Source organism: Mycobacterium sp. NGS11, from assembly GCF_059813315.1.
In genome coordinates, this window is the sequence record NZ_JCALEJ010000035.1 from 19,135 (window position 1) to 40,669 (window position 21,535).

General features: G+C 65.9%; 24 protein-coding genes and 1 pseudogene. 12 read left to right on the top strand and 13 right to left on the bottom strand.

Annotated elements, in window-relative coordinates:
• The first annotated feature begins 1 nt into the window (after position 1).
• Positions 2-586 (top strand): DUF4333 domain-containing protein, encoded by a 585-nt coding sequence (locus AC5Y4T_RS24370; protein WP_231614245.1) that lies wholly within the window; start codon positions 2-4, stop codon positions 584-586.
• Positions 587-589: 3 nt separating this feature from the next.
• Positions 590-955, top strand: coding sequence for a hypothetical protein (locus AC5Y4T_RS24375; RefSeq protein WP_047323669.1), 366 nt, complete (start codon positions 590-592; stop codon positions 953-955).
• Positions 956-1,049: 94 nt separating this feature from the next.
• On the opposite strand, the gene AC5Y4T_RS24380 is transcribed toward AC5Y4T_RS24375, so the two are convergent.
• On the bottom strand, positions 1,050-1,619 hold the full coding sequence (locus AC5Y4T_RS24380; RefSeq protein WP_074020913.1) for a sensor domain-containing protein: 570 nt from the start codon (positions 1,617-1,619) through the stop codon (positions 1,050-1,052).
• Between the two features lie 7 nt (positions 1,620-1,626).
• Between AC5Y4T_RS24380 and AC5Y4T_RS24385 the strand changes: the two genes are divergently transcribed.
• A complete protein-coding gene (locus AC5Y4T_RS24385) occupies positions 1,627-1,887 on the top strand; it encodes a hypothetical protein (protein ID WP_074020917.1) in 261 nt (86 codons plus the stop codon).
• A 410-nt stretch (positions 1,888-2,297) separates the two neighbouring features.
• On the opposite strand, the gene AC5Y4T_RS24390 is transcribed toward AC5Y4T_RS24385, so the two are convergent.
• The 4 genes from AC5Y4T_RS24390 to AC5Y4T_RS24405 form a co-directional block, all read right to left on the bottom strand.
• Positions 2,298-3,767 carry a neutral zinc metallopeptidase gene (locus AC5Y4T_RS24390; RefSeq protein ID WP_047323672.1) on the bottom strand — a complete coding sequence of 490 codons (1,470 nt, stop codon included), beginning with the start codon at positions 3,765-3,767 and terminating at the stop codon, positions 2,298-2,300.
• A 112-nt stretch (positions 3,768-3,879) separates the two neighbouring features.
• Positions 3,880-4,149, bottom strand: a complete 270-nt coding sequence (locus AC5Y4T_RS24395) for a DUF4333 domain-containing protein (protein ID WP_052955334.1) — start codon at positions 4,147-4,149, stop codon at positions 3,880-3,882.
• 766 nt (positions 4,150-4,915) lie between these two features.
• Positions 4,916-6,349, bottom strand: coding sequence for a coiled-coil domain-containing protein (locus tag AC5Y4T_RS24400; RefSeq protein WP_047323673.1), 1,434 nt, complete (start codon positions 6,347-6,349; stop codon positions 4,916-4,918).
• A complete protein-coding gene (locus AC5Y4T_RS24405; RefSeq protein ID WP_499955866.1) occupies positions 6,346-6,972 on the bottom strand; it encodes a hypothetical protein in 627 nt (208 codons plus the stop codon). Before AC5Y4T_RS24405 ends, AC5Y4T_RS24400 begins: the two co-directional genes overlap by 4 nt.
• A gap of 206 nt (positions 6,973-7,178) precedes the next feature.
• On the opposite strand from AC5Y4T_RS24405, the gene AC5Y4T_RS24410 reads away from it, so the two are divergent.
• Complete coding sequence (locus tag AC5Y4T_RS24410; protein ID WP_499955868.1) at positions 7,179-8,171, top strand: phospholipase D-like domain-containing protein; 993 nt, start codon at positions 7,179-7,181, stop codon at positions 8,169-8,171.
• 33 nt (positions 8,172-8,204) lie between these two features.
• The gene (gene ligD / locus AC5Y4T_RS24415) at positions 8,205-9,167 is read left to right on the top strand and encodes a non-homologous end-joining DNA ligase (RefSeq protein ID WP_499955870.1); all 963 of its coding nucleotides are present in this window, start codon (positions 8,205-8,207) and stop codon (positions 9,165-9,167) included.
• A gap of 19 nt (positions 9,168-9,186) precedes the next feature.
• On the opposite strand, the gene AC5Y4T_RS24420 is transcribed toward ligD, so the two are convergent.
• The 6 genes from AC5Y4T_RS24420 to AC5Y4T_RS24445 all read right to left on the bottom strand — a co-directional run bounded on the left by AC5Y4T_RS24420 (position 9,187) and on the right by AC5Y4T_RS24445 (position 12,532).
• Positions 9,187-9,510 (bottom strand): hypothetical protein, encoded by a 324-nt coding sequence (locus AC5Y4T_RS24420; protein ID WP_499955872.1) that lies wholly within the window; start codon positions 9,508-9,510, stop codon positions 9,187-9,189.
• Between the two features lie 94 nt (positions 9,511-9,604).
• Positions 9,605-9,763 carry a hypothetical protein gene (locus AC5Y4T_RS24425; protein WP_156181215.1) on the bottom strand — a complete coding sequence of 53 codons (159 nt, stop codon included), beginning with the start codon at positions 9,761-9,763 and terminating at the stop codon, positions 9,605-9,607.
• Positions 9,747-10,046, bottom strand: a complete 300-nt coding sequence (locus AC5Y4T_RS24430; RefSeq protein ID WP_499955874.1) for a hypothetical protein — start codon at positions 10,044-10,046, stop codon at positions 9,747-9,749. Before AC5Y4T_RS24430 ends, AC5Y4T_RS24425 begins: the two co-directional genes overlap by 17 nt.
• Positions 10,043-11,455: a type IV secretory system conjugative DNA transfer family protein gene (locus tag AC5Y4T_RS24435; RefSeq protein WP_047323676.1), complete on the bottom strand. Its 1,413-nt coding sequence runs from the start codon at positions 11,453-11,455 to the stop codon at positions 10,043-10,045. The genes AC5Y4T_RS24430 and AC5Y4T_RS24435 overlap by 4 nt, the downstream gene beginning before the upstream one ends.
• 2 nt (positions 11,456-11,457) lie before the next feature.
• Positions 11,458-12,123 (bottom strand): hypothetical protein, encoded by a 666-nt coding sequence (locus tag AC5Y4T_RS24440; protein ID WP_085293099.1) that lies wholly within the window; start codon positions 12,121-12,123, stop codon positions 11,458-11,460.
• Complete coding sequence (locus AC5Y4T_RS24445) at positions 12,098-12,532, bottom strand: hypothetical protein (protein ID WP_052955338.1); 435 nt, start codon at positions 12,530-12,532, stop codon at positions 12,098-12,100. Before AC5Y4T_RS24445 ends, AC5Y4T_RS24440 begins: the two co-directional genes overlap by 26 nt.
• Positions 12,533-12,631: 99 nt before the next feature.
• Here AC5Y4T_RS24445 and AC5Y4T_RS24450 point away from each other — a divergent pair, with 99 nt between their 5' ends.
• The 7 genes from AC5Y4T_RS24450 to AC5Y4T_RS24480 all read left to right on the top strand — a co-directional run bounded on the left by AC5Y4T_RS24450 (position 12,632) and on the right by AC5Y4T_RS24480 (position 20,780).
• Positions 12,632-12,940: a hypothetical protein gene (locus AC5Y4T_RS24450; RefSeq protein WP_047323677.1), complete on the top strand. Its 309-nt coding sequence runs from the start codon at positions 12,632-12,634 to the stop codon at positions 12,938-12,940.
• Positions 12,937-14,172, top strand: coding sequence for a hypothetical protein (locus tag AC5Y4T_RS24455; protein ID WP_499955877.1), 1,236 nt, complete (start codon positions 12,937-12,939; stop codon positions 14,170-14,172). Before AC5Y4T_RS24450 ends, AC5Y4T_RS24455 begins: the two co-directional genes overlap by 4 nt.
• Before the next feature lie 14 nt (positions 14,173-14,186).
• A complete protein-coding gene (locus tag AC5Y4T_RS24460; protein WP_499955879.1) occupies positions 14,187-15,110 on the top strand; it encodes a conjugal transfer protein in 924 nt (307 codons plus the stop codon).
• Positions 15,111-15,118: 8 nt separating this feature from the next.
• On the top strand, positions 15,119-15,346 hold the full coding sequence (locus AC5Y4T_RS24465) for a hypothetical protein (protein ID WP_047323679.1): 228 nt from the start codon (positions 15,119-15,121) through the stop codon (positions 15,344-15,346).
• Positions 15,343-15,627 (top strand): hypothetical protein, encoded by a 285-nt coding sequence (locus AC5Y4T_RS24470; RefSeq protein ID WP_047323680.1) that lies wholly within the window; start codon positions 15,343-15,345, stop codon positions 15,625-15,627. Before AC5Y4T_RS24465 ends, AC5Y4T_RS24470 begins: the two co-directional genes overlap by 4 nt.
• Before the next feature lie 72 nt (positions 15,628-15,699).
• Positions 15,700-18,693 carry an ATP-binding protein gene (locus AC5Y4T_RS24475; RefSeq protein WP_499955881.1) on the top strand — a complete coding sequence of 998 codons (2,994 nt, stop codon included), beginning with the start codon at positions 15,700-15,702 and terminating at the stop codon, positions 18,691-18,693.
• Positions 18,690-20,780: a hypothetical protein gene (locus AC5Y4T_RS24480; RefSeq protein WP_047323682.1), complete on the top strand. Its 2,091-nt coding sequence runs from the start codon at positions 18,690-18,692 to the stop codon at positions 20,778-20,780. The genes AC5Y4T_RS24475 and AC5Y4T_RS24480 overlap by 4 nt, the downstream gene beginning before the upstream one ends.
• Here the strand turns inward: AC5Y4T_RS24480 and AC5Y4T_RS24485 are convergent.
• Positions 20,777-21,175: a hypothetical protein gene (locus AC5Y4T_RS24485; RefSeq protein WP_047323683.1), complete on the bottom strand. Its 399-nt coding sequence runs from the start codon at positions 21,173-21,175 to the stop codon at positions 20,777-20,779. The genes AC5Y4T_RS24480 and AC5Y4T_RS24485 overlap by 4 nt on opposite strands.
• Positions 21,176-21,255: 80 nt before the next feature.
• A pseudogene (locus tag AC5Y4T_RS24490) lies at positions 21,256-21,535 on the bottom strand (hypothetical protein); the annotation flags it as partial.

The following is a 21,535-nucleotide window of genomic DNA, read 5'->3' on the forward strand; positions in this document are numbered from 1 at the left end:
CATGCGCCACCTGCAGCCGCCCCCGCCAGCACAGCACTACCCGCCCACACCGGGCCTCGCGCCCGTCGGCCCCCAGCATCCCTACGGGCCGCCGATCCAGGCGCTGCACCCCCTACAACCGTTCCCGGGGCCGGTTCAGCGCGGGCCGATGCCCTACCCGCACCACTACCCGCCCAACCGTGGTGGGAGTGTTTGGGGGCCAGCCCCGTTCCCTCCACGCGCTCCCCGGGCCCGGGCAGCTGTGCGCGGCAAACGTCTGCCGCTGTACCTGGGTGCAGCGCTTGCCGTGATCGCCGCGACTGTGCTCATCACGGGATTCTGCGCGCCGGGCTTTTTCATGACCAAACAACTCGACGTCACGGCGGTGCAGGCCGCGGTCACTCACGTCTTATCGGACCCAAACGGTTACGGGGCCAGAAACGTCAGCGACGTGACCTGCAACGACGGACACAACCCCACCATCGTCAAGGGTGATACCTTCACCTGCCAGGCGACCATCGACCACATCAAACACCAGTTCGTGGTCACCTTCACCGATGACGCCGGTAGCTACGAGATCGACGCCCCGAAGGGGACGAAGGTCTAAGACATGCCACTCGACGACCCCGGCCCGCCTAAACCGCGCTACCGCAACGCTTTAGGGGCAGGCCTGGCACTGCTGGGGCTGGCGGTCATGTCGCTGATCGCCTTGCTCTTGTTCAACGTGTTGGGCAACTGGGTGTTCGCAGTCAAGCTCGAAGAGGGTTATTTTCCACCAAATTCGGGCAGTGTCGTGCGTTCGGGCCGCATCGCGGTCCTCGCCGCGACCGTGTTGATTCCCGTCGCGGCGGGTCTTGGCGCAAGCACGGTCGCCGTGCGCCCGCACCCCTTCGTGCAGGTGGTTGCGGCAATCACACTAGCGGTTATCATTCCGGTGCTACTGGTTGTGTGGCTCTGCTACGGGCTGGTTTTCTAGGCCATTGCACTGTGCTGCACTGTGTTTCGACGAATGCATCGTGCATGAATACGGTCTCGAGCACGTCCCATCCCCAGCGTCTCGCGCGGCTAGGCTAGGGGTGGCGTGTGATGTTGTCGTTGATCGCCCGGACCAGCATGACGCCCGCGGTGATGGTGTTTTGCCCACACACGCGCACATCGGCAATGATGTTGCGCCGCACGGCCATCGCACGTTCGCATTCGCTATCTTTGTGTCCTGTTGCCCCGGCGGGCAACAGGACGGTGCTGGCGATACCGTCTGTGTCGCTGACGATGGTGATCGTGGCGTGGTCAGCCGGCTGGCCGCCGGGAAAGGACACGGTGACGTCGGTAAGTCGGCACCCCTGCCACGCCGATAACTGCTCGGCTCGAAACTGCTGCGCGGCGGCCTCATCCGGGAACGCAGCGACAGCCTGGATAACCTTATGACGTCCCGGACTGGGTTCCATCAACCCTTGGACCGCCACCCCGGTATACCCCGACCCCGTGTAGGTGGCTTCTAACGCCGGCGCCACGGCGCTTGCGCACTTGGCCGGGTCTATCGACGCATCCGAGGAAAGCGACGTCGACACCTCACGCGGGTTCATCTGCACATGGTTGAGTATGTTGCTGACCTGTTCGGCAGACGCTAACAGACTGGGCAAGGCCGCGGTGTCTACCGGCGGCGCCGCTGGCGGGGCGCTCGTCGCCGATGACGTCGGCGCGGGTCTGCTCGAGGAAGGGACACGGGTGGACGACGGCGCCGCTGACTTCGGTGTCGTTGTTGACTCGTTGCTGCCCAGCACCACCAGCGTGATCACCAGCCCCGTCACCACCACGGCGGCCGCACCCGCAACCCACCATGGCCAACGCGGACGGCGCCGCGGTGGCGGGTATCCGCCCGGACCTATCCCGACTGCGCCGGCCGGGTAGGGATGCGGCTGTTGCCCGGGTAGCACAGGCCATGGCGGCGCGGCTGGCGGAACCTGCCAGTGCGAGGGGCCAGGCGGCGGGGCTTGCCAGGGCGGGGAAGCGCCAGGCGGTCGGCCGACGTGCGCCCCATGCTGCGGCGGGCCCGATGGAGGCGCGGGCGATCCACTCGGCGGGAACGGTGGCACCGGGTATTGCGGCGGCCGGGTATGCGATAGGTCCATCGTCTCCTCGCCGCGAAACTTGTGTGCGCTCATCGTTTCGTCGTCAGGCCCGGGCCCCCATTCGTCACTCATGTTGGTAAGCCTGCCTCAAAGCGGTGAATTGCTCAGTGGGATTGCGCATTAAAGGCCGTCAACCCGAAGATGGACGGCTTTGGCGCCGCCTGCGGCCCACGATTGTCAACTCCGATCTCAGGCGTCGGGGAAGCGTTGGTAACACAGGTCGTCATTGCTGCTGACAACCCCAGAGCGAAACGCGGTGATCCGGGTGAACCCGGCGGGCACGGTCTGCCCGTTGACGTCGCTGGCCACCAGGTGGTTGGTGAGCAGTCCCGCGACGGCCTTATCGAGGTCGCCGGCAGTCAACGTCAGGCCATTGCCAGATGGCAGCGACACGGGACCGGCCATTTTGCGGTGCGCGAGCCCTGTCAGACAAGCGGTCCGCAGTGCACTTACCGGCGAGTCCAGTTTCAGGCCCCGTTCGTGTTGTACCGCAAGGACATACCGCGACATCACGACCGACATGGCGGTGTCGTCGCCTTGAATCAACACATGGCCGGACTGCTCGTCAGCGGGTGCACCCATCTTCTGCAGCTGCGCCAGATCAACGGCGATGGTGTTGGTGGCCGGGCAGTAAGACGCGGGCGGGTGGGCTTGCGCATCAGGGCAATTGCCGCCGCTATAAGACAGCTGTGGCGGACTTTTTGGGGCGAAGATGGCGCTGAGGGTGTCCATCAGCGACGACATGGTCTGCTCGTTGATCGGCACCTCCCCCGTCTCGAGCCGACCGGATTGGTCGTAGGTCAACGCGATCGGCAGGTCCCCCCGACGCTGTTTGACCTCGTTCTCATCGATCACGCCACAGGCCGACGCCCCGGATACGAATCCCATCTGGAAAGCGCTGACCCGGTCGAGTGCGGTGCCGTGCCCTTCTTCGATCAACTCCTGATCTTGCGGGGTCAGGATCGGGTCACGAATAGTCATCAGGCCGGCTAACACGTGATCGAGCCCGTCACCGGTACTGAGGGTGAAGCGCGTCGATTTTCCCTCGGCTACCCAGCGCATGTAGACCCCGCCAAAGCAGTCCGCCTGCTGTTCGCGCACGATCGTCGAGGTGTCCCGACCGATGATTTTGGCCATATTCTGAATGGCGTGGCCGTATTCATGGGCGAAGATTCCGGTGACCGGCATCGGACCAAAGTAGGTCTTGCCGGTGGGGATCAGCACGCCGCGGTCCCAGGCAATCAGATTGCAGCGCGGTGAGAACAACGCGTTGACCAGTTTGTAGGTTCTTTGATGGCACACGATCGGGCTGGCTGGATCCTCGGAGTCATAGGAGATGAGCTCCTCGACGGGCGTGAAGTCACCCTTGAATGATTTGCTGTAGTTGGATTGCCAAAAATCCTGAATGTCGTTGATTGACAGCAGTACCAGCTTGTCTTCGTCCCCGTGGTTGGTGTTCTTCACGGTGCCAGTCGGTGGCGGCGCGTCGCTGCGCGGGCCGCTGGGCCCGTCTACCGCCAGAAGGCCGCCGACGTGAAAAGGGTCATACAACATGGATGAGCCGTGGGCTTTGACGACGGTGGTACATCCGGTGGCCACAGCGATCACGACGACGACGCTCACCGCGGTCGCTGCGGCGGTACGGAGCCATCCAGTCACGTGGCACCCCTATTTTCCATGTTCGTGCTAATGGGTGAATTGATGCGGCATCAGCCAAGGGTCGGGCTTAAGGATACGGTCTCGGCGAACAAACTCTGTGGGTTTATTCTCGTTAGTCGGGGCGACCGACATCGAAATTCCCATTGTTGTCCAGGAAAGTGGCGGTGACGCGTCGCGGGGCGCCGTCGACATTGACCTGGCAGGTAAAACTGTTGCCTTGCTTTATCGTGACGTTTTCACCGTGGTTGCAATTGACATCCGCCACGTTCTTATCCCCGTAGCCAGTGATCTCATCGGTCAGCACTCGTTCGATTTCCGATTGGGCGGCCTGGACGTCGAGCTTTTTCGTCAACAGCAAGTCGGGATTGGACAACCCGATCACTAGACCTATTGCCAGGACGACAGCAGCCGATCCGACTCCACCCCACAACAGGGCAGTCGACTGCGTGGATCGCTGGAGTCCTGCGGACCCAGGGGGACCATAGGGCGGGCCGGCGTATGGACCGGGCGGCGGATGACCGTACGGGTTGGCTTGTCCATACGGGAACGGTTGAGGCGCGAAACCGGGCTGCTGGGCAAGACCTGGTGACGGCGGGAGGGGCTGCCCTGCCGGCGGGAAGCTCGGAGCCGGGTCGGGGCCGTGGCGCTGCGATGGGGGTGTCGCAGGCGGCGGCCCAGTTGGCGCACGGCTGCCCGGGTGGACGACGGGTTGTTGGTAGACGGTTTGTTCGTCCTGGTCATCGGACGCCGCCCGGGCTGGCTCACTGCGGGGCCTCGCGTCTGGGTTGTCGGTGTCGTTATTGCGTTGCGGCGCTCTGGGTGTGGGCGCCACCAGGGTTTTTTCTGGATCGTCAACCAACGGCTTTTTGTTCGCCACGACGGTGGTTTCTTCGTCGGCGTGCGACTTGCGGGATACGACGATGGTGCGCTCCGCGTCGTCAGGCGTTGCAGCAGAGCTGGATTGGGCGCTATCGCGGCCCCCGGACGGCAACGAGCCTGACGGGCTGGTGGTCTCGCCATCGTCGGGTTTGTACGCCATCATGCCCGCATGCTCTGGTCGCTACCCAGCGGGTGAAGGTGCCTGGTGTGCCAAGTGGGCATCGCGCTCTCCATCTGCGGCTCACGGGTTATCACGGCGGCGGCCGGCATCAACGGGACCGCCACGGATGCGCGTCCAGCATCGCGGTCACCCGCTCAATCACGCCGGGGTCGGTGCGACCTTCTCGGGCCAGTTGTTCGGTTGCCGCCGCGATCCGAGCAAGAAGCCCGCCATAGGCGCGGGTGGCGGCTTCGACGTAGACGTGCACGGCATCGCTACCTTGCGCCGTCAACGCCCGCAAGTGCTCAGAGAGATCGCCGGACTGGCGTTGCACCGTGGACACCAAGGCGCCCACCGCCTGTGCATCAACTGGTCTGGCGCCGCCACCCAGCGCCGTCTCGAGCGCGAGGTCGAGATCCCGCACCGTGGTCAGGACGTCTTCGACATAGCCGGTGTGACCGCGTATTTCTGCGGCCGGAATAGGGACACTCAGCAATAGCTCAGCGGACGGGTGGGCTTGCGCGGCTTGAGCGCGTGCCCGCGCCGCCTCGGATTGGGCGGCGTACAGAGACGCCAGCGCTTGCTCTGTCTGCTCACGCGCCGCTTCCACTTCCGCCGCGCATTCGGCGCGCAGCTGCTCGATTTCCTCGCTCGTACGGGCGATGGCGTCGTCGGCTTCTGCGCGTGCCCGAGCAAGCGCAGCGTGGGCGGTTGACACCTCACCGTCGGCCTGGCCCCGGGCGGCCGCCACCTCGGCCGCGGCCAGCGCCCGTACCCGTTCGAGCTCGCCGCGCAACTCTTCCAAGTCTTGCTGAGCCGCTCTGCGGTCTTCGGCGCGCTCGGTCATGCGCTGTTCGGCGCGCGTGTCAGCTGCGCGGGCCTGCTCGGCGGCGGCGGCCACCTCGGCGCTCGCGTCGGCGCGTACCCGTTCGAGCTCGTTGCGGAGTTCTTCGAGGGCACGCTGAGCCGCCGTGCGCTCTTCGATCCGCTCGGCCGCACGTTCTTCGGCCCGTCGGTCAGCGGCGCGGGCCTGCTCCTGTGCGGCGGCGACCTCGGCGGCGGCGTCGGCGCGGACCCGATCCAATTCGCTACGTAATTCTTCGGCAGCTTGTTGGGCGCTGCGCAGTTCGGCGGCGTGTTCGACAGCCTGACGTGCGGCTGCGCTGTCTGCTGCCCGCGCCTGCTCGCGGGCTTGCGCGGCGGCCTGGGCGGCCTCTTCGGCCTCGGCGCGGGCCATGTGCGCGGCTGCTTGAGCGTCACGCTTGTCTTGTTCGGCCTGGCGCGCCTGGTGCTCGGCCACAGCCCGCAAATGGTCCGCCTCGACGAGCTGCATCGCTGGTGAGAGCCGTTTTGGTGCTGGCCCACTACGGTTGCGATGTTCGATCAGCTCGCCTTCGCTCATCGCGGCCACCGCGGCCAACTGCGCCGGCGCGGGCTTGCCAAGCCGCTGGGCAGCATCGACCGCGGCCGTCGCGGCCTGCTTGGTCACCGCTGCCCATCGGTCGATGTCGAGTTCTTCGATGTGCTGACGCAGATGTGTCATTGACGGCGTCGCCTGCCCTGAGCTGCGGCCACCGCTTTGGCGGGCCGGGGGCGTGGGGTATCGCCACCTTGCGCCGGTGAGCCCGATGACTGCACGGTCTCCCTCGGACCGGAGGGAGCGTCAGCGAGCGTGGGCTCAGCTGAGGCCGAGGGGACGGACGGCTCGGACGCCACGCTGCCCTGCTGGGCCAACACCTGCGAAAACTGGCTCAAGTAGACCGTCACCGCGCCCGTCAGCGTGGCGTCACCGAGACTCTCGGCGTCGCGTAACAAACCCCGCAACAGCTCTAGAGCCAGTTCTGGCCCCAAACCCACCGTGGCGCCTCGGCTGGCCGCCGGCTCTATCCCCGCCGTTTCCACCACCCACACCAGCCGCTGCCAGCATCGGTCCACCGCGGTGTTGTGTTGCTCGGCCTCACGAATTTGACGGTTGTGGCTCTCTTGCCGCTTGGATGCACGCCAGAAGCCAATCAGGATCACCGCAGCCAACAACAGTGCCGCAAGCAACGCCGCAGCGCCCCCGAACCCAGCTGAGGTGAGGAACTCGCGGGCCGGCGGCAGCGCAGGCATCCGCTCAGGCACGAGGACCACCGAATCCACTGGTGGGGCCACAGGCATCGACATGGAAAAACCATACCGACCTGTCAGGGCCTGGCGCGACGCTCACGATGATTTGCTCGGCGGGCGTCGCACAACCCCGCCAGCACCGCTAGGTTCGATTCAAATATCACTTTGGCCCCGACAGTCGTTGTGCTGCAACCGATACGAGTGAAAAGGATCCAGTGAAAAGCTGCGCCCACACCTCGCCTGCGTGGCGTTGCCTCGTCTCGGTGGCCACCGCGGCGGCACTGCTGACCGGGTGCAGCTCACCGGCTTGGCGCACCGGCAACCCACCGCCGCCGGCGTTGAACGCTACCCACGGCGTCTACCGTCTGGTCCAGGAGCCCGAAGCAGGCTACGCGGCCATCCTCGGGATCATCGGCCAGGCGCGCCGAACCCTGCGCATGACGATGTATGAGCTGGCCGATTCCGCCGCGCTCAGCGCGCTCGTCGACGCCCACCGCAGGGGCGTAGACACCAAGATCATTCTCGACGCCGCATTCCACGGCCGCCAAACCAACACGGCCGCCTACGACCAGCTCAAAGCAGCCGGCATCGACGTACGATGGGCGCCCGCGGCCACCATCTTCCACCAAAAGACACTGACCGCCGATGACACCGAAACCGCAATCGGCACAGCCAATCTCGTGGCCAAGTACTACCCGTCTAGCCGCGACGCCTGGGTACTTGACACCGACCCCGCCGACATTGCCGCCATCACCGCCACCTTCGACGCCGACTATGCCACCGCCGCAACGGGCCGCCCAGCACCAGGTGTGCCAAGCCCCCACCTGATCTGGTCACCTGACGCTCGCGCCGCCTTTCTACAGCAACTCGACACCGCCGGGCACAGCATCGAACTGACCACCGAAGAACTCAAAGACCGCGCCATCGTGGCCGCCTTGACCAAAGCCGCCCACCGTGGCGTCACCTGCCGCATCGTGCTGACCGCCAACCCGGCCACCGTCCACAACGTCGATGAACTCACTGCCGCCGGATGCAAGACCCATCAATACCCCGCCGACCGCAAGCATCTGTATATCCACGAGAAAATGATCCTGATCGACAGGACTGTCCTCGTCATCGGCAGCCAAAACCTGTCCACCACAAACCTTCTGGAAAACCGCGAAGTGTCCTTGCTGCTCACCAACCAGACCGCCAAGCCGGTCATCGACGCCGTGGCAGCCACCTTCGACAACGACGACCGCCAGTCCACGCCGTAGGGTCCCGCCAGGCCGCGGACGCATAATGGTGTGGTGCAGCGCATTCCCTTGCCCCCAGCCCCCATGCTGGCCAGCGCCGCACCGCCCCCTGCCGACACCACTGGATACTGTTTCGAGGCCAAGTGGGACGGCATCAGGCTGCTTGCGCGATGCGCCGAGCGGGTCGAGTTATTCAGTCGCCAGGCCACCAACCTCACCACCTGCTTCCCGGAGATCGTCGACGCGCTCTCAGCGGGCCTTGAAGGGCGGACTGCCATCCTCGATGGTGAGCTCGTCGCCTTCGATCACCACGCTCGACCAAATTTTCAGCTGATTCAGCGCCGCCTACGCGCCCCGCGCCCGGGCCCCCACCTACTCGCCTCCGTGCCGCTGACGTTCTGTGTTTTCGACATCATCTACCTCGACGGCCATGACCTCACCGGGCACACCTACCTGCAGCGCCGCAGGATGCTCGACGACCTGCGCCTGCACAAACCACCCATCGTCATCTCTCCGTACTGGACAGGTATCGGCACTGACGCAATGGCCGAGATTATGCGGGGCCTGGGCTTGGAAGGCTACGTCCTCAAGCACGCCCACTCCACCTACCAGCCCGGCCGACGCTCGGCTGCATGGATCAAACACGTTGTCCGCCAACGAAGGCCCATGGTGGTCGGCGGGTTCATCCCGAGCGCCGGTACCCACCGCGGCGGTCTGGGCGCACTGCTGGTCGGGGCCTACGACACCAACGGCGAGTTGCGCTACTGCGGGCACGTGGGCGCTGGCATGACGCCGCGCACGCGGGCCAGCCTAATGGAGCGCCTCAGCGACCTGCAGCAACCCCTCACACCGTTCGCCGCACCGATACCAGAGCTACGCGGCGCCCGCTGGGTACGCCCGACGGTAGTCGTAGACATCGAATACCGCCAATTCACAGGAAGATTGCGCCACCCAGCACTCAAAAGCGTTCTCATCGACGCTGATAGCTCTGGAATATCGCTTCCCCCCGAGGGGTGAGGCTCTCGATAGCATGGGCTTAAGAACCAGCTGCGATGTCGAACAGGGCCAGCTGCACCGGTTTTGACGGTGTGCGACGGCCTGGCCGGCGCTGACGGGTCTCTTTGTGTGCGACGTCGGCGATCGCGGCGGCAGCAAAGGCAAGGTATTGCGCACTGGGCTGTTTGTCGACTTCCTGCCCGGGCCGATAGGTCGATCGGATCGACTCACGCAGCGCAGGAGGCACAAGAGACCAGTGATGTGCGCACATGAATAGCCGCGGCTCGATGTCGACATCGCAGCCGCGGGCATGGCAGACATGTGGCGGTGCCGTATCCGAAGGCGACGGCAGCGGCGTCGTCATTTCGACTGCCGGGCAACGCAGTTGGGCCGCGCGCGACTGTCTGCTGCGCGGCCATGCGATGTGATCACCGCAGCCTCCCTACTGTCGGACTGGTTCAGGGCTGGTAGATGGTGTCGGCGACATGGGTGGCGAAATCGTTGACCACCTGCCATGTGCCCTGGACAACCACCGCGATTAGCGCCACAGCGATCAGCACGGCCGCCAGCAGGCCGCCAAGCCACGGGAACTTACGCGAATCATTCACTTTCGCCACGGCTTTCAGTCGATGACAACACCGCCGCGACCTGACGAGGACGCCGTAGGTGGTGGGGGGTCAGTTCCCAGTGGGTGATACGGCCAGGCTGCTCTGCGACGCGGCGCACGACACCGCGCCGCGCCAAAATCACCAGCGCGCGATAGACCTCTTCGGCCACCACGGGGCGGCCACGCCGGCGGCACACCTCGGTAACAGCCAGGCGGGCTTGGGTGGTCGACATCGGTTGATTCGCGTCAGCCAAAACCGCGACGAGATGCTCGCGTAACTGCTCGGCGTTCACTGGGCGATCGCTTCGGCGGCGCGGCGGTGGCGTGCCACAATCCATTCCCACATGGTGCTGGGCTTATCCACGGCGGCCCGGTCAGCCTGCAGCAGCGTTTTCACTGCGCGGTCGTATTTGGTGAGGAAGTCAGGCCAGTCGGGCAGCTCGGTGGTGATGCCTGCCGTTCCGCGGCGCAGCAGCCGGGCTTGCCCCCGGTTTTGCGGAAGCAGTCGCCGGTAGTCAAGGCTGGGACCTAGCTGAGAGGACAACGTTTTCCCGCCGGTGGCCTGATCGAAGCTTTCCTGGCGGCGGGTGGTCTCACGTGACCACTGTTCGCCGCGCTGCAACATTTCCATCTCGTCAGCGCCGTACATGATCAGCGCGGCCGGGAAGGTGGCGCGCAGCTCGCGGGCATAAGCGCTGCCATAGACGGTGTCGAACTGGCAGGACGCCTGCACGGCGAGCACCAGATTGACGCCAAGCCCGCGCCCTTCTGAGACATAGCGGCGCAGCGCGGGCATCGGCGCCACGTTGGTGGCCTCGTCAATCACCATCAGCAGCCGGTGCAGCATTTCCTTGCGCGCGGTTTTGCCGCGCCAGCTGCGCACCAGGTGGTCGAGCAGTGTGACGGCCGCGCCGGCGATCGACCCTTCGGCGGGGGCCAGGATGAACAACGTCGCATCCGGGTCAGACAGAAACGCATCGTCGAAACACGGTGCGGTGTCCCCGCGCAGCCCCAGCCGCATCCACGGGGTGACCGCCTTGCGCATGGTCAGCGCGATACTGTCGCGCTGCTTGGGCTCCATGGCCAGCGTGCGCATCAGCGCGTTGCGAAACAGCGGCTGGCTGGCCACCTGACGCGCGGCGCTGTGCCAGCCCGGCGCGTCGGGGTCCTTGTCGTCTTTTTCCAAGTTGTCCACGGCCAGCAGCACCCATTCGATGCCTTTGCCGTGCCCACGAGGGGAGGCCGCGTACAGCATCGCGGCCAGCGGGCCCTCGGTGTTGGCTTCCCAGATCCCAGCATCAGAGACCTGATCAATGCTCGAGCCCAGCCCGACCGCCGACATCTGCATCATGGTGTTGGCCGCAGTCACCGCCTGGTCTGGTGTGCTGATCAGCGCGGTCGGGTCAAACGAGCGCACCTGCGCATCGGCCGGGTAGACCGGCGAGTAGTCCGGGCGCAAGTCGATCACTTGTTTTGGGCCCCAACGGCGTTGGCATACCAGCCACAGCAGGTCATCTTTAGGTGACACGCATACCGCAGGCCCGCCCCACAACACCGCCGCCGGCGCTAAGACTCCGCGGGTCTTGCCGGTTTCGGTGGGGGCAGAGACCAGCAGATGGCAGGCACCCTCGGCAACCGAAAGCTGCTGGGTCGAGCTGTCACGGCTGAATCCGCAGTACGGCGAAGACGGCGGGCGATACATCGCTAGAACCTCCGGATCGGGCTCGGGTCACCGGGTGGCGCATCGCGGCGGGTGGGAAACACCCCTGGCCCGGTGAGATCATCGGGCTGTAGGAAGCCGAAATCGATGTCGTCGACCTCCTCGGCTGGGCGCATCGGCCACCAATCACGGGCCCCGTCCACGGCCAACCAGCCTTCCAAAATGCCGTAGATGCCGGCGGTGAGCAGCGCGGCCGGGATTTGGGCCACCAGCCACGGCGCCACAGCCGCTGACACCAAGGAATCACCGGGCTCATAGAGCAGCGGCAGCGGCAGACCAACCACTACCGCCGCCCACATGAACGCGGCGATCGGGTACGAGCGTAGCTCACCGGGAATTAGCTGGACCACACGCACCGACATGGCCTTGCCCACCGGCCAGCCCAGCGGCGCCAATACCGCTGCCGACATAAGAATGATCGCATCGAACATTGCGTACGACGTTTTAATCGGGCGCGCATACCAAGGGTGAATAACATCATCGTCGGCGGGATCAACCCGCGCACCGGTGGCTGCGGTATCACGGTCTCGTATTTGGCGCGCGAGAATTTCTGAGCGCCTTTTCTGGAATATAAACGTGCGTTGGTTACGGGCGATCCACTTGCGGCGGATCTCGTCGAACCGATCAGCAGGCACTGGCATCAGCAGCATCCCCCACGGCTCGTACAGGCTCAGTGTAAAAGTCGTCAAGGCGCTGCGCGACGTCCATCAAAAAGTTTTTCAACTCGCTCGCGCAGCGCGAGACGCCGCCGCATTCGGCGTCGCGACGCGCCGCGTTGATCGCCGCTGCACACAGGTTGATCTGCTCTGATATGCGAACTGCGGGGCTCTCGCCGGCCAGCACCCGCTGGGCGGAACCTTCTTGCCACCCCAGCGCCACATCCAGGCGTGCCAGCGTCTTGGGCGCCAGCCCACCGTCACGTTCGGCGGCTTTATACAACGTTGACGGGGCTGGGCCGCCCGCGGCGGCGAGGTCCTCGCGCGTCCAGCGCAGCTGCGCCAGACGGTCCTCGACGAAAAAGAGCAGCCGCCTTACTCCGTCTGCTGGGAATGCGTTCACACAAAAGACGGTAACAACCGATCAAGTTATTTCGCTACGGCCGTGGAATATCCGTTACTGCACCCCTTAGGCTGACCCGTAAGGACAGGAGGTCAGTGGATGCGCGTGGTTTTCGGCGTCGCTTTCATCGCCATCATGGGAGCCGTTTTCACCGTGATGACGGCGGTGATCTTCGTGACCCAGCATCTGTTTGCTAGTGCGGTGATCGCGGGCGTGACCGCTGCTGCCCTGGTGAGCATCGCGCGTCGGCGACGCAAGGCCCGCTGCTCGCACCCTGCCCCGGGATACCTGGCCGTCTCGGCCCGGACACAACCCCACCCGGTCCGGGGCACGCCAACGCAGATGTCCTCAGCAGCTGTCCCGGCCCGCCGCCACCGGCCCGCCCTGGCGCCGCGGAGCGTGTCATGAGCAAAACCCCGATCGACCACCAGCGCGATCACACGATCGCGGCGACCGAAGGTTTCCTCGCCGACATCTACGGAGACGACCTGAGCGCCATCAAGGGTGAGCAGCCCGCGCAGTTGGAGGGTCAACCGCGCTGCGCGCCCGGCGACGACCACGACCCAGCGCTCACACTCAATGCGGCACCAGCCGGGGACCCCATCGACGTCGACGACACCACCTACGACGGTGCCGACCACGTTGATGTGCGGCGGCCCAGCGAGGACCCACCCATTGATCGCGACGGGCCCAGCGACTGCGATGATCAGCCCGACACCCACGGCGCTGACAACCATGATCTGGGCACCAGCGCGGCACCCGATGGCGACGAAACACCGCTGCCAGGTTCGGAATTGGTCGACCAGCTCACCGCCAGCAGCGACACAGACGACGCCGCACGTAGTGCTGAAGAATCCGCACGCAGCCCGCGCTACAACAAGAGAATCGCTGTCGGCTTCGGCGCCGCCACCGTAGCGGCCACCCTGGTTGTCAGCGGCGCCCTGCTGGCCATGCGCAGCGACCCACACACCAGTGAGCCACCCCAGCCCAGCACTCGTCTCAGTGTTCTCGCCGCGCCGTCGAGCACCACCGCGGCGCCCGACAACCAGGACTCCACCATCCCCTATACCGCCACAGCGGTGGGATGCCTACCCGGCTCGACAGCCGCGCAATCCGTGGCCGGCGCCGACCCGACCCAAGCCTGGGTGTGTGTCACCGGCGGCAACATCGGCCAATTCCTGACCATCAATCTCGGCCGCACCATGGTCGTCACCGCCGTCTCCCTGACCCCCGGCTGGGTCGGGGCCGACGCCTCCGGCGCCGACCAATGGCACCAACACCGCGTGCTCACCCGTGTGCAATGGAGCTTCAACGACGCCCCACCCACCGCGGTGCCCCAAGAGACCGGCAGCGTGCACGGCGAAGCCACCAAACCCATGCCCAACCGCGGCGTGCTGGCATCGCGCATCATCATGCTCGTCCAAGAAACCGGGCGCGCACCGGCCGACACCACCACCAGCCCCGCCCCCGGCGGCGGGGTGCTCGGCGAGGTGCTGGGTCCCCCGGCGGCACCCGCTGACCCCACGCCGACCAGCACTCCCGCACTGCCCGGGCTGCCCGCTGACCCCAGCCACACCGACCCCGCCGACAACACCTTCGCCGTGTCGTCGATCAAAATCTTCGGCCACCCGCCCCAGTAAAGGTCTCGCCCACCATGCTCACCAACACCTGGCGCAAACGCCTCGACGGCACCCACAACGCGCTGCGCCGCGCCGGCCTCGTCGTCGGCCTCGGATCGTGCAGTGTGGTGGCCATCGCCACCATCTGGGGCTGGATCTTCAACAACCCCATCGACGTCGCCGGGCCCGCGCGCAGCGCCGTCAACCGCACCGCCCTGGTCGGCTCCTACGCCCAAGACTGCGTCACCCGTTGGCTCACCGCCACCGCATCCCACCAACAGGTGCTGCACGACTGCTGGTCACTGCGCGACCCGATTAAGCTGCCCACCACCCCCGCGCTCATCGTGACCTCCCCCGCGGTCTCTGCGGTCACCTTGGTCAGCGACGCCGGCACCACCCAACAGTGGAGCGTGGTGATCACTGTCTCCGAGCGGGCGTTTGAAGCCGCCACCCCCCGCACCGCCTACTATCGGCTGCCCGTCGTCTACAGCAACTACGGCCTGCGGGCCAGCGCGCTACCGGCCCGGGTCAACGGGCCCGGCGCTGGTGCTGACGCCCCGCTGGGATACTCCACCGCGGTCGCTGACACCTCACCAGCGTTCGCCACTGTCACCGGATTCATCACCAGCTTCTTGACCGGGGCTGGCGGGCTGGAACGCTACGTCACCACCAGTTCCGGGCTGCTGCCCGCGGCCGACTATCGATCCGCCCAAGTCATCAAACTCATCGCCAACCACAGCCTCGGTGACCACGATGTGCCCGCCGAGGGCACCACCGTGCACGTGCTCGCGACCGTCAACGCAGTCACCAGCCAATACGCCCCGCTGCAGCTGGACTACCCCATCGTGTTGACCGTCACCAGCGGCCGCTGGAGCGTCTCAAGCCTCGACTATGCGCCCCTGCTCGCCGATGGCGCCGAACTGACCCCCGTCATCCCGACCGCCGCCGCGCCGCGCTAGAGGACCCCATGAGCCTTGAGCACATTCCCACCGCGATCGTCTCCGTCACACTGCTGTTGCGGCTGCTTCGACTCATGCACCGCGAGCTGCGCGCGCTGATCCTCACCGCTCTGCTCCTTGTCGCCCTCGCCGGCGGCGCACTCATGCTGGCCGCCGGACCCGGCCACGCCATCACCGTCGGCCCCCTTCTGCAAGCCCTTGTGACCTCACTAACCACGAAAGGAAATCTGACATGAGTATCGCTTCGGCCCCAACGTTTCTGGCAGCCACCGACTTGGTTTCGGGCAGCCACTCCCTCTACACCATCGGTGTGGGTGTGCTGGTTGTGTTCATCCTGCTCGCCGGCGGCGCACGCGCTGCCGGCTCCTTCTTCGGCGGGCGCATCGGCGCCACCGTGGGCTGGGCGCTGACCGCGGTCATCGTCGCCGTCATCGTCGGCTCGGGCTACGCCATCTACGTCTCGACTAAGCACACCGTCGACCGCACCGGCATCACCACCGGACAATTCGGCCAGTAACCCGAACCGCCACGCTGCCTTTCAGTGCCGAGCCGCTCTGCGGTCGGCAGGCACAACGCTTGAGGAAAGCCCGTGACCGAATCAGCCCAGCTGTTCAAAGGCGTCCACGACACCCCCGTCTACACCGACATCTTGTTCAAGAAGCCGCTGCGGCTGTGGGTGGCGATCAGCCTCTACGGGGGCACCGCCCTGACCGCCGTATTCACCATCCTGGCACTGGATTCCGGGCACGCTCGGTCCATCTTGATCTGCGGGCTGTTGGCGACCGGCGCCGCCGGCGGCACCGCAGCCCTCATGCCCCGCGGCCGGCCCACCTTGCGCTTTCGGGTGGCCAGCGCCTGGCGGGCCCTGCGCCCGGCCCTGGCCAGCAGCTCCACCGATCCGCTGCTCGCGCCGCCACGAACCGTCATCGGCAACCTAAGCTTCACCAGCCACGGCGTATACGCCCACTACCTGATCAGTGGATTGCCCTACTACCTGCAATCCACCAAACGCCGAATCGGGGTGGCAGACCGACACCAAACCCTCGCCCGTGAAATCCCCGCCGGCACTTGGATCTTCGGGCTCTCGGTGCCGCAAAACCAGCGCCAACTGTTACGCGCCATGCTCGACGGTCACCTCGACAAACCCCCCTGGATCAACGCCTGCCAGCAGATGGCGCCCGTCATCGCCGAACAAACCCCCCGCAACCGCATCTATTGGCTGGCGATGCCCGTCGACGCCGGCCGGGCCGGGCACAGCCCTGTTGGCCAAGCCACCAAACTGCGCGACTGGGTGATCGGCCGCGACAAAGACTCCGACGACTCGGTGGCCGCCTACCAACGCCTCGCCCACGACATCATCACCGCCCTGCCCGAAGAATTCGGTCCACAACCCGTCAGCGCGAACATGATCGCCTGGTTTTGGCGCCACAACGCCTGGCGGGGAGTGTTCAACAGCCCCCTGCCACGGCGCGACACCACCAGCCAGCTCGACACCACCGCGCTGCCGGCCGCAGTGTTCGACGACGGCGACCAACACCACCACGGTGGGCGCGTACTGCCGCTGCGCCTCATCGCCGCCGCCCTGGCCCTGGCGGGCGCCGCTGGCGGCACCGCGCTCGGACCCGCGCTGGCCGCCCCCATCGTCGCCCTGGCCGCGGCGGCGATGGGGGCCTGGAGCGCCGGCATCCGCCGTATCCCCTCGTGGAGCAAAACCCTGCGGGTGTCCAGCCCCGAAGGCACCTATCCCGACAGCTATCAAGCCATCCTGCCCGTCGTGGATATGCCCAAGGCCGGCATCGTGTTTCCCGGCTCGGAATTTCTCCAAGCCCTCGACGACCTCGACACCGGCGCCACCTTCGACTTCGCCGTCAACCTCGTCACGCTAAGCCGCGAAATGGAATTCGTGCGCAACGACCGCGCCAAAGGCAACATCGACGACCAATTCACCCAGCGCCGCGACGTCCGCAACGGCGACGCCGAACTCATCGCCACCTTGCGCCAACTCGCCGAATACCGCCGCCAGCTCGAAGCCAACATCGACGAACGCCCCCTGCACGCCGCCTTTCTCATCGCCGTCGGGGCGCCCGACCACGAAACGCTGGACTACAGCATCAAACGCCTACGCGAAGAACTCACCGCCTCCGGCCAAATCGCCATCCGCCACTATCGCGGCGCCCAAACCAAACTGTGGGCGGCCTTCAACCCCGCTGCACCCACCCACGAAACCACCGTCGACCAATTCACCCAACCCACCACCACCAAGAAGTGGTCACGGTTCGTGCCGTTCACCTCCTCCATGGTCGGCAACAGCACCGGAATCCTGTTGGGATTCAACAGAAACAACGCCCTCAACAGTGCGGTGCTGCTCGACCTGCCCGCCGCCGCACGCCGCAACCGCAACCCCTGCCTGGTGTGCAGCGGGGCGCTGGGATACGGAAAATCCTATGCCGCCAAACGCATCACCCGCGGCGAAATCCAGCGCGGCGCACAAGCATTCATCGTCGACCCCGGTACCGAATGGCAAAAAGCCCTCGTCGACGTCGCCAACAAGGCGGTCATCGACATGGCCGGCAACCAGTTCAGCTGCGACCCACTGCGTGTCTTTCCCCCTGGTCTCGCTGGCGGCTACTGGCTCGACTACATGATTCCGATGATGAGCCTGGACCCGCACAGCGTCGCGGTTCGCCGCCTACGCGCCATCTTGCAAGCCGACGTCGCGGCAGCCCTGGGCATCACCAGTACCGCCGCGCTCATGAAATACATCAGCCACATCCAAGCCCCCACCACCGGGCCCGATGACCGCGCCCCCCAGGTCATCCGACTCGCCGACGACCTCGCACCCATCGGCGCCGCCCTACAATCGTGGGCCACCCACGACTTCACAAGAGCCATCTTCGACCCCACGCTGCCCGTTCCCGACCTGGCCACACTCGACGTCACGATTTGGCTCACCGGCAGCCTCGATCTTCCCACCGCCGACGAAATGAACACCCCCCACCTCTACGAGCGACTCTCCGACCGCAAGCGCGCCTCGGTAGCCATCTACGGCATGCTCGTGCGGCTAGCTCGAGTGACATTCTTCGCCGACAGCACCCGCTTTGGCCTCATCGTCCTCGAAGAGGCCGCCGGGCTACTCAACTCGCGCGCCGGCGCCGACGACGCACACCTGATCAGTCGCCGCGCTCGCAAGCACTACACGGGGTTGTTGATCATCACCCAAAACCCCATCAAAGACCTAGCCCTCATGGGTGATGAATTCATCACCCAGCAGCTCATCATGCCCTTCGAAAACGAAGAACTGGCACGCCAAGTCGCCGCCAAAGTCGGCATCCGCCTTGACGACTACCCCGACATCGAAGAATTCTTCCTCGCCCAGCCCTCCCCCGAAGAGATGCGCGACCCCACCTCCTTCGACGAGCTCGACGACCGCCCCACCGCCGAGACCGGCCCGAACCGGGCTGGGCGGCAAGGTTACGGATTCTTCGTCGACGAGTTCCGCCGCAAATCCCCCATCTGGGTCGCCAGCGAACCCGACACCGCCGTGCACCACGCCTACGACACCACCCCCGGGCGCGCGGCATGACCACCGCGCCAACCACATTCAGCCAACGCGCCGCCGAATACCTGGGCTACCAGATGGCCATCCGACCCCGGCTGCGCCGCTTCACCACCTTCTGGCTCCTCACCCACACCCTGGCAGCGGCCGCGCTCGCCGGCGCGCCACCGGCGGCTGCCTCCACCCTGGCCGGTGCGCTCAACTGGACTGGTGTGACCGACAGCCACGGTGTGCCCGTGGGCAGCTACTACCTGTCGGTGGTCAGCACCAGCGAGGCCATCACCAAAGCTGGCCCGGGTCTGAGCGTCGACCCGTCGAGCTGGGCTCGCTGGCTGGCCAACGCCGTCACAGTCGGACTCGACCATGAGCTGATCGTGGAACTGCTGCAAGCCCAGGCCGGCATCTACATTTTCATGATCGCCATGTCGCTGTGGCTGCTGCGGTTCGCCATGTCCAACACCTGGCTATTGTGGCTGGCCACCTGGTTTCGTCCCATCTTCGAGACCATCCGAGTCATCCTGGCCGATCTGTGGGTCTTTCCCATCTGCCTGATGCTGGGCCTCGGCGTCGGCGCATACCACATCCTGTGGCACGGCCGCAAAGGCTTCGGATCGGGAATCATGCTGTCCACCATCGCTGTTGGCGTCCTGGGCATCGTGCTCACGCATGACCCACTGTCTGACCTCTACAACGAAAACGGGCTGCTCACCCAAGGCCGAAACCTCGGATTCAGCGTCTCCCAGGCGGCGTTCAACAATGGCTCCATCACCACCGGGGGCGGTCAAGCCCAGCTGCAACACCTGACCGGCCTCATCGCCGACGCCACGGTGCGGATGCCGTTGCAGCTGATGAACTTCGGCACCACCGTCGATGACATCGGCACCTGCGGGGGTGCCTACACCGCCGCCATGCTCACCCCTCACGACGGCAGCGACCTCGCCGGTCCCGCCCACGCCATGGCGTCCTGCGGGGCACCACAGGCCCTGTCGTTCGCCCAACACCTCAGCGGCGCCAACCTCGCCCTAGGCAGCTGTTATGGCCTGCTCGGGGCGGTCTTCGCCTTCTTCGTCTGCTACGTCACCTACAGCTACGTCATGGTGTGCTGCGCGGCCTTCGTCAACGCGCTGTTGTCCATCGTGGTCGCCGCGCCCGCCATGATTCATGGCCACCCGCGGCGGCGCGCCGCCCGGCGTATCAAGATGTTCTTCAAACACGCCGCCCTGGTGTTCGCCTACACCACCTACATCTCCATGGCCGCGATGATCGTCCTGAAAATGGGTGCCCGCGGCGGCTACGCCGATCAGGTCGGCATGAGCCACCCGCTGGCCCGACTCTTCATGATCGCCATCGTCTCCGCGGTCGCGATCGGCGTGTTCTGGTGGCTCAAACGTGAACTCGGCGACCACACCCGCCACGACTTCACCCAGGCCATCAGCGATCTCGGCCACCGAAGCCGCGAGGGCTACCAACGCGGGCAAGACGCCTACGACCGAGCCCGCGAGCTCAACTCACGCGCCCCCTGGTCCAAAACCGCCGGCGACGACCCCACCGATGCCCCTGATGAGCCCGACCAGCCCCTCACTGGCACCCCGGTCAACGGTCGACCACCCGGCGGACGACCACCCTCGCCCGGCCGCGCCCGCCATCACACACCAACAGCGCCGACCCCCGCCTCGACACCGGGTGCTACGGCCACGTCCGAAACACCCGCTGCGGCAACTTCCTCGGCTGCTGTTGACGGGGCGGTGATGGCCGGAGAAGCCGGCGCCGCCGTCGCGGCACCCGAAGTCGTCGCCGGCGCCGCAGTCGCCACTCGTGTCGTCCACCACCAGCGCCGTGACCACAACCCCGGCGGGAGCGCCCAGCCCACCGCCACCGGCACAGCCACCCAAGCACCTCACGCCAGCCCCGCCCGCAACCCCGCCCAACCCCCCACAACGCCCGTCGCGGGCCGCGCCGGCGCCACCAGCCCCAAGCCGCCGCCCACCAACAGTCCCGCCGGTCCTGGGTCCGGCGCGACCGGTCAGCCGCGTGCAAGTCGCCCTCAACCTGACCAAGCCGACCTCGCCGAAGACAGCAGCCCGGCCAAGGGACGCTCAACGCGTTCCCGTTAAAGCCGGCCCAACTCCCAATGCCCCAGCACCAAACCGGTGCGGCCCTTGGCAAGCGGCTCCGGCGTGGCCGCGAATCCCTTCATTTGCAGCGTCCAGTAGTGGGAATGTTCAGGGGCCAAATCCGCAGATTGATCGGCCCTGACCAAGGCGGGCAGGGTATACAACACGCGGTCCTGGAAAAGCCGTCCGCCGGGCTCATTCGGTACAAATTCCACGGCGCCCAGCACGGCAGGACGCAACCGCATGACCGCGTCGCGTTGACTGTGTTCGTAGCGTGCCGGCACCAATTCGCCAGAGTCGACCCACGATTCCCACAGCCGCACAACCTCATTGATGTGCTGATCGAGGAACGCCAGCAAAAACGGCATTCCGGTGGCTATCACGATGGTGTCCATACTCAGTCATCGTCGCAGAGACGACCGACAAGTTATCTGTAGCCAGCCAGCCCGGCCGTGACGCCGCCCGGGGCAAGGGCTCAACGATGACGTCGGCGTCGCCGCGTGTCTTGTTCAATGCGGATATGCATGAGCCATCCCGCGAGCCACGCCGGTTCGTGTTCGTTGCGCAGAGCCTTGATCTGAGCCGAACTCAGCCCCGCGGGGTGACCGGCGCACATACCCGTGATCAGCACGGCGCCGCGCAGCAGTGGGACGGTCCTGATTGAAAAGTTCGACACTGCATGCAAGTTGAGCGTGGCCATCCGGTTGATCGGCAACGAGCCTGTGGCCGCATCGAACCAGAAGACGAGATCATGC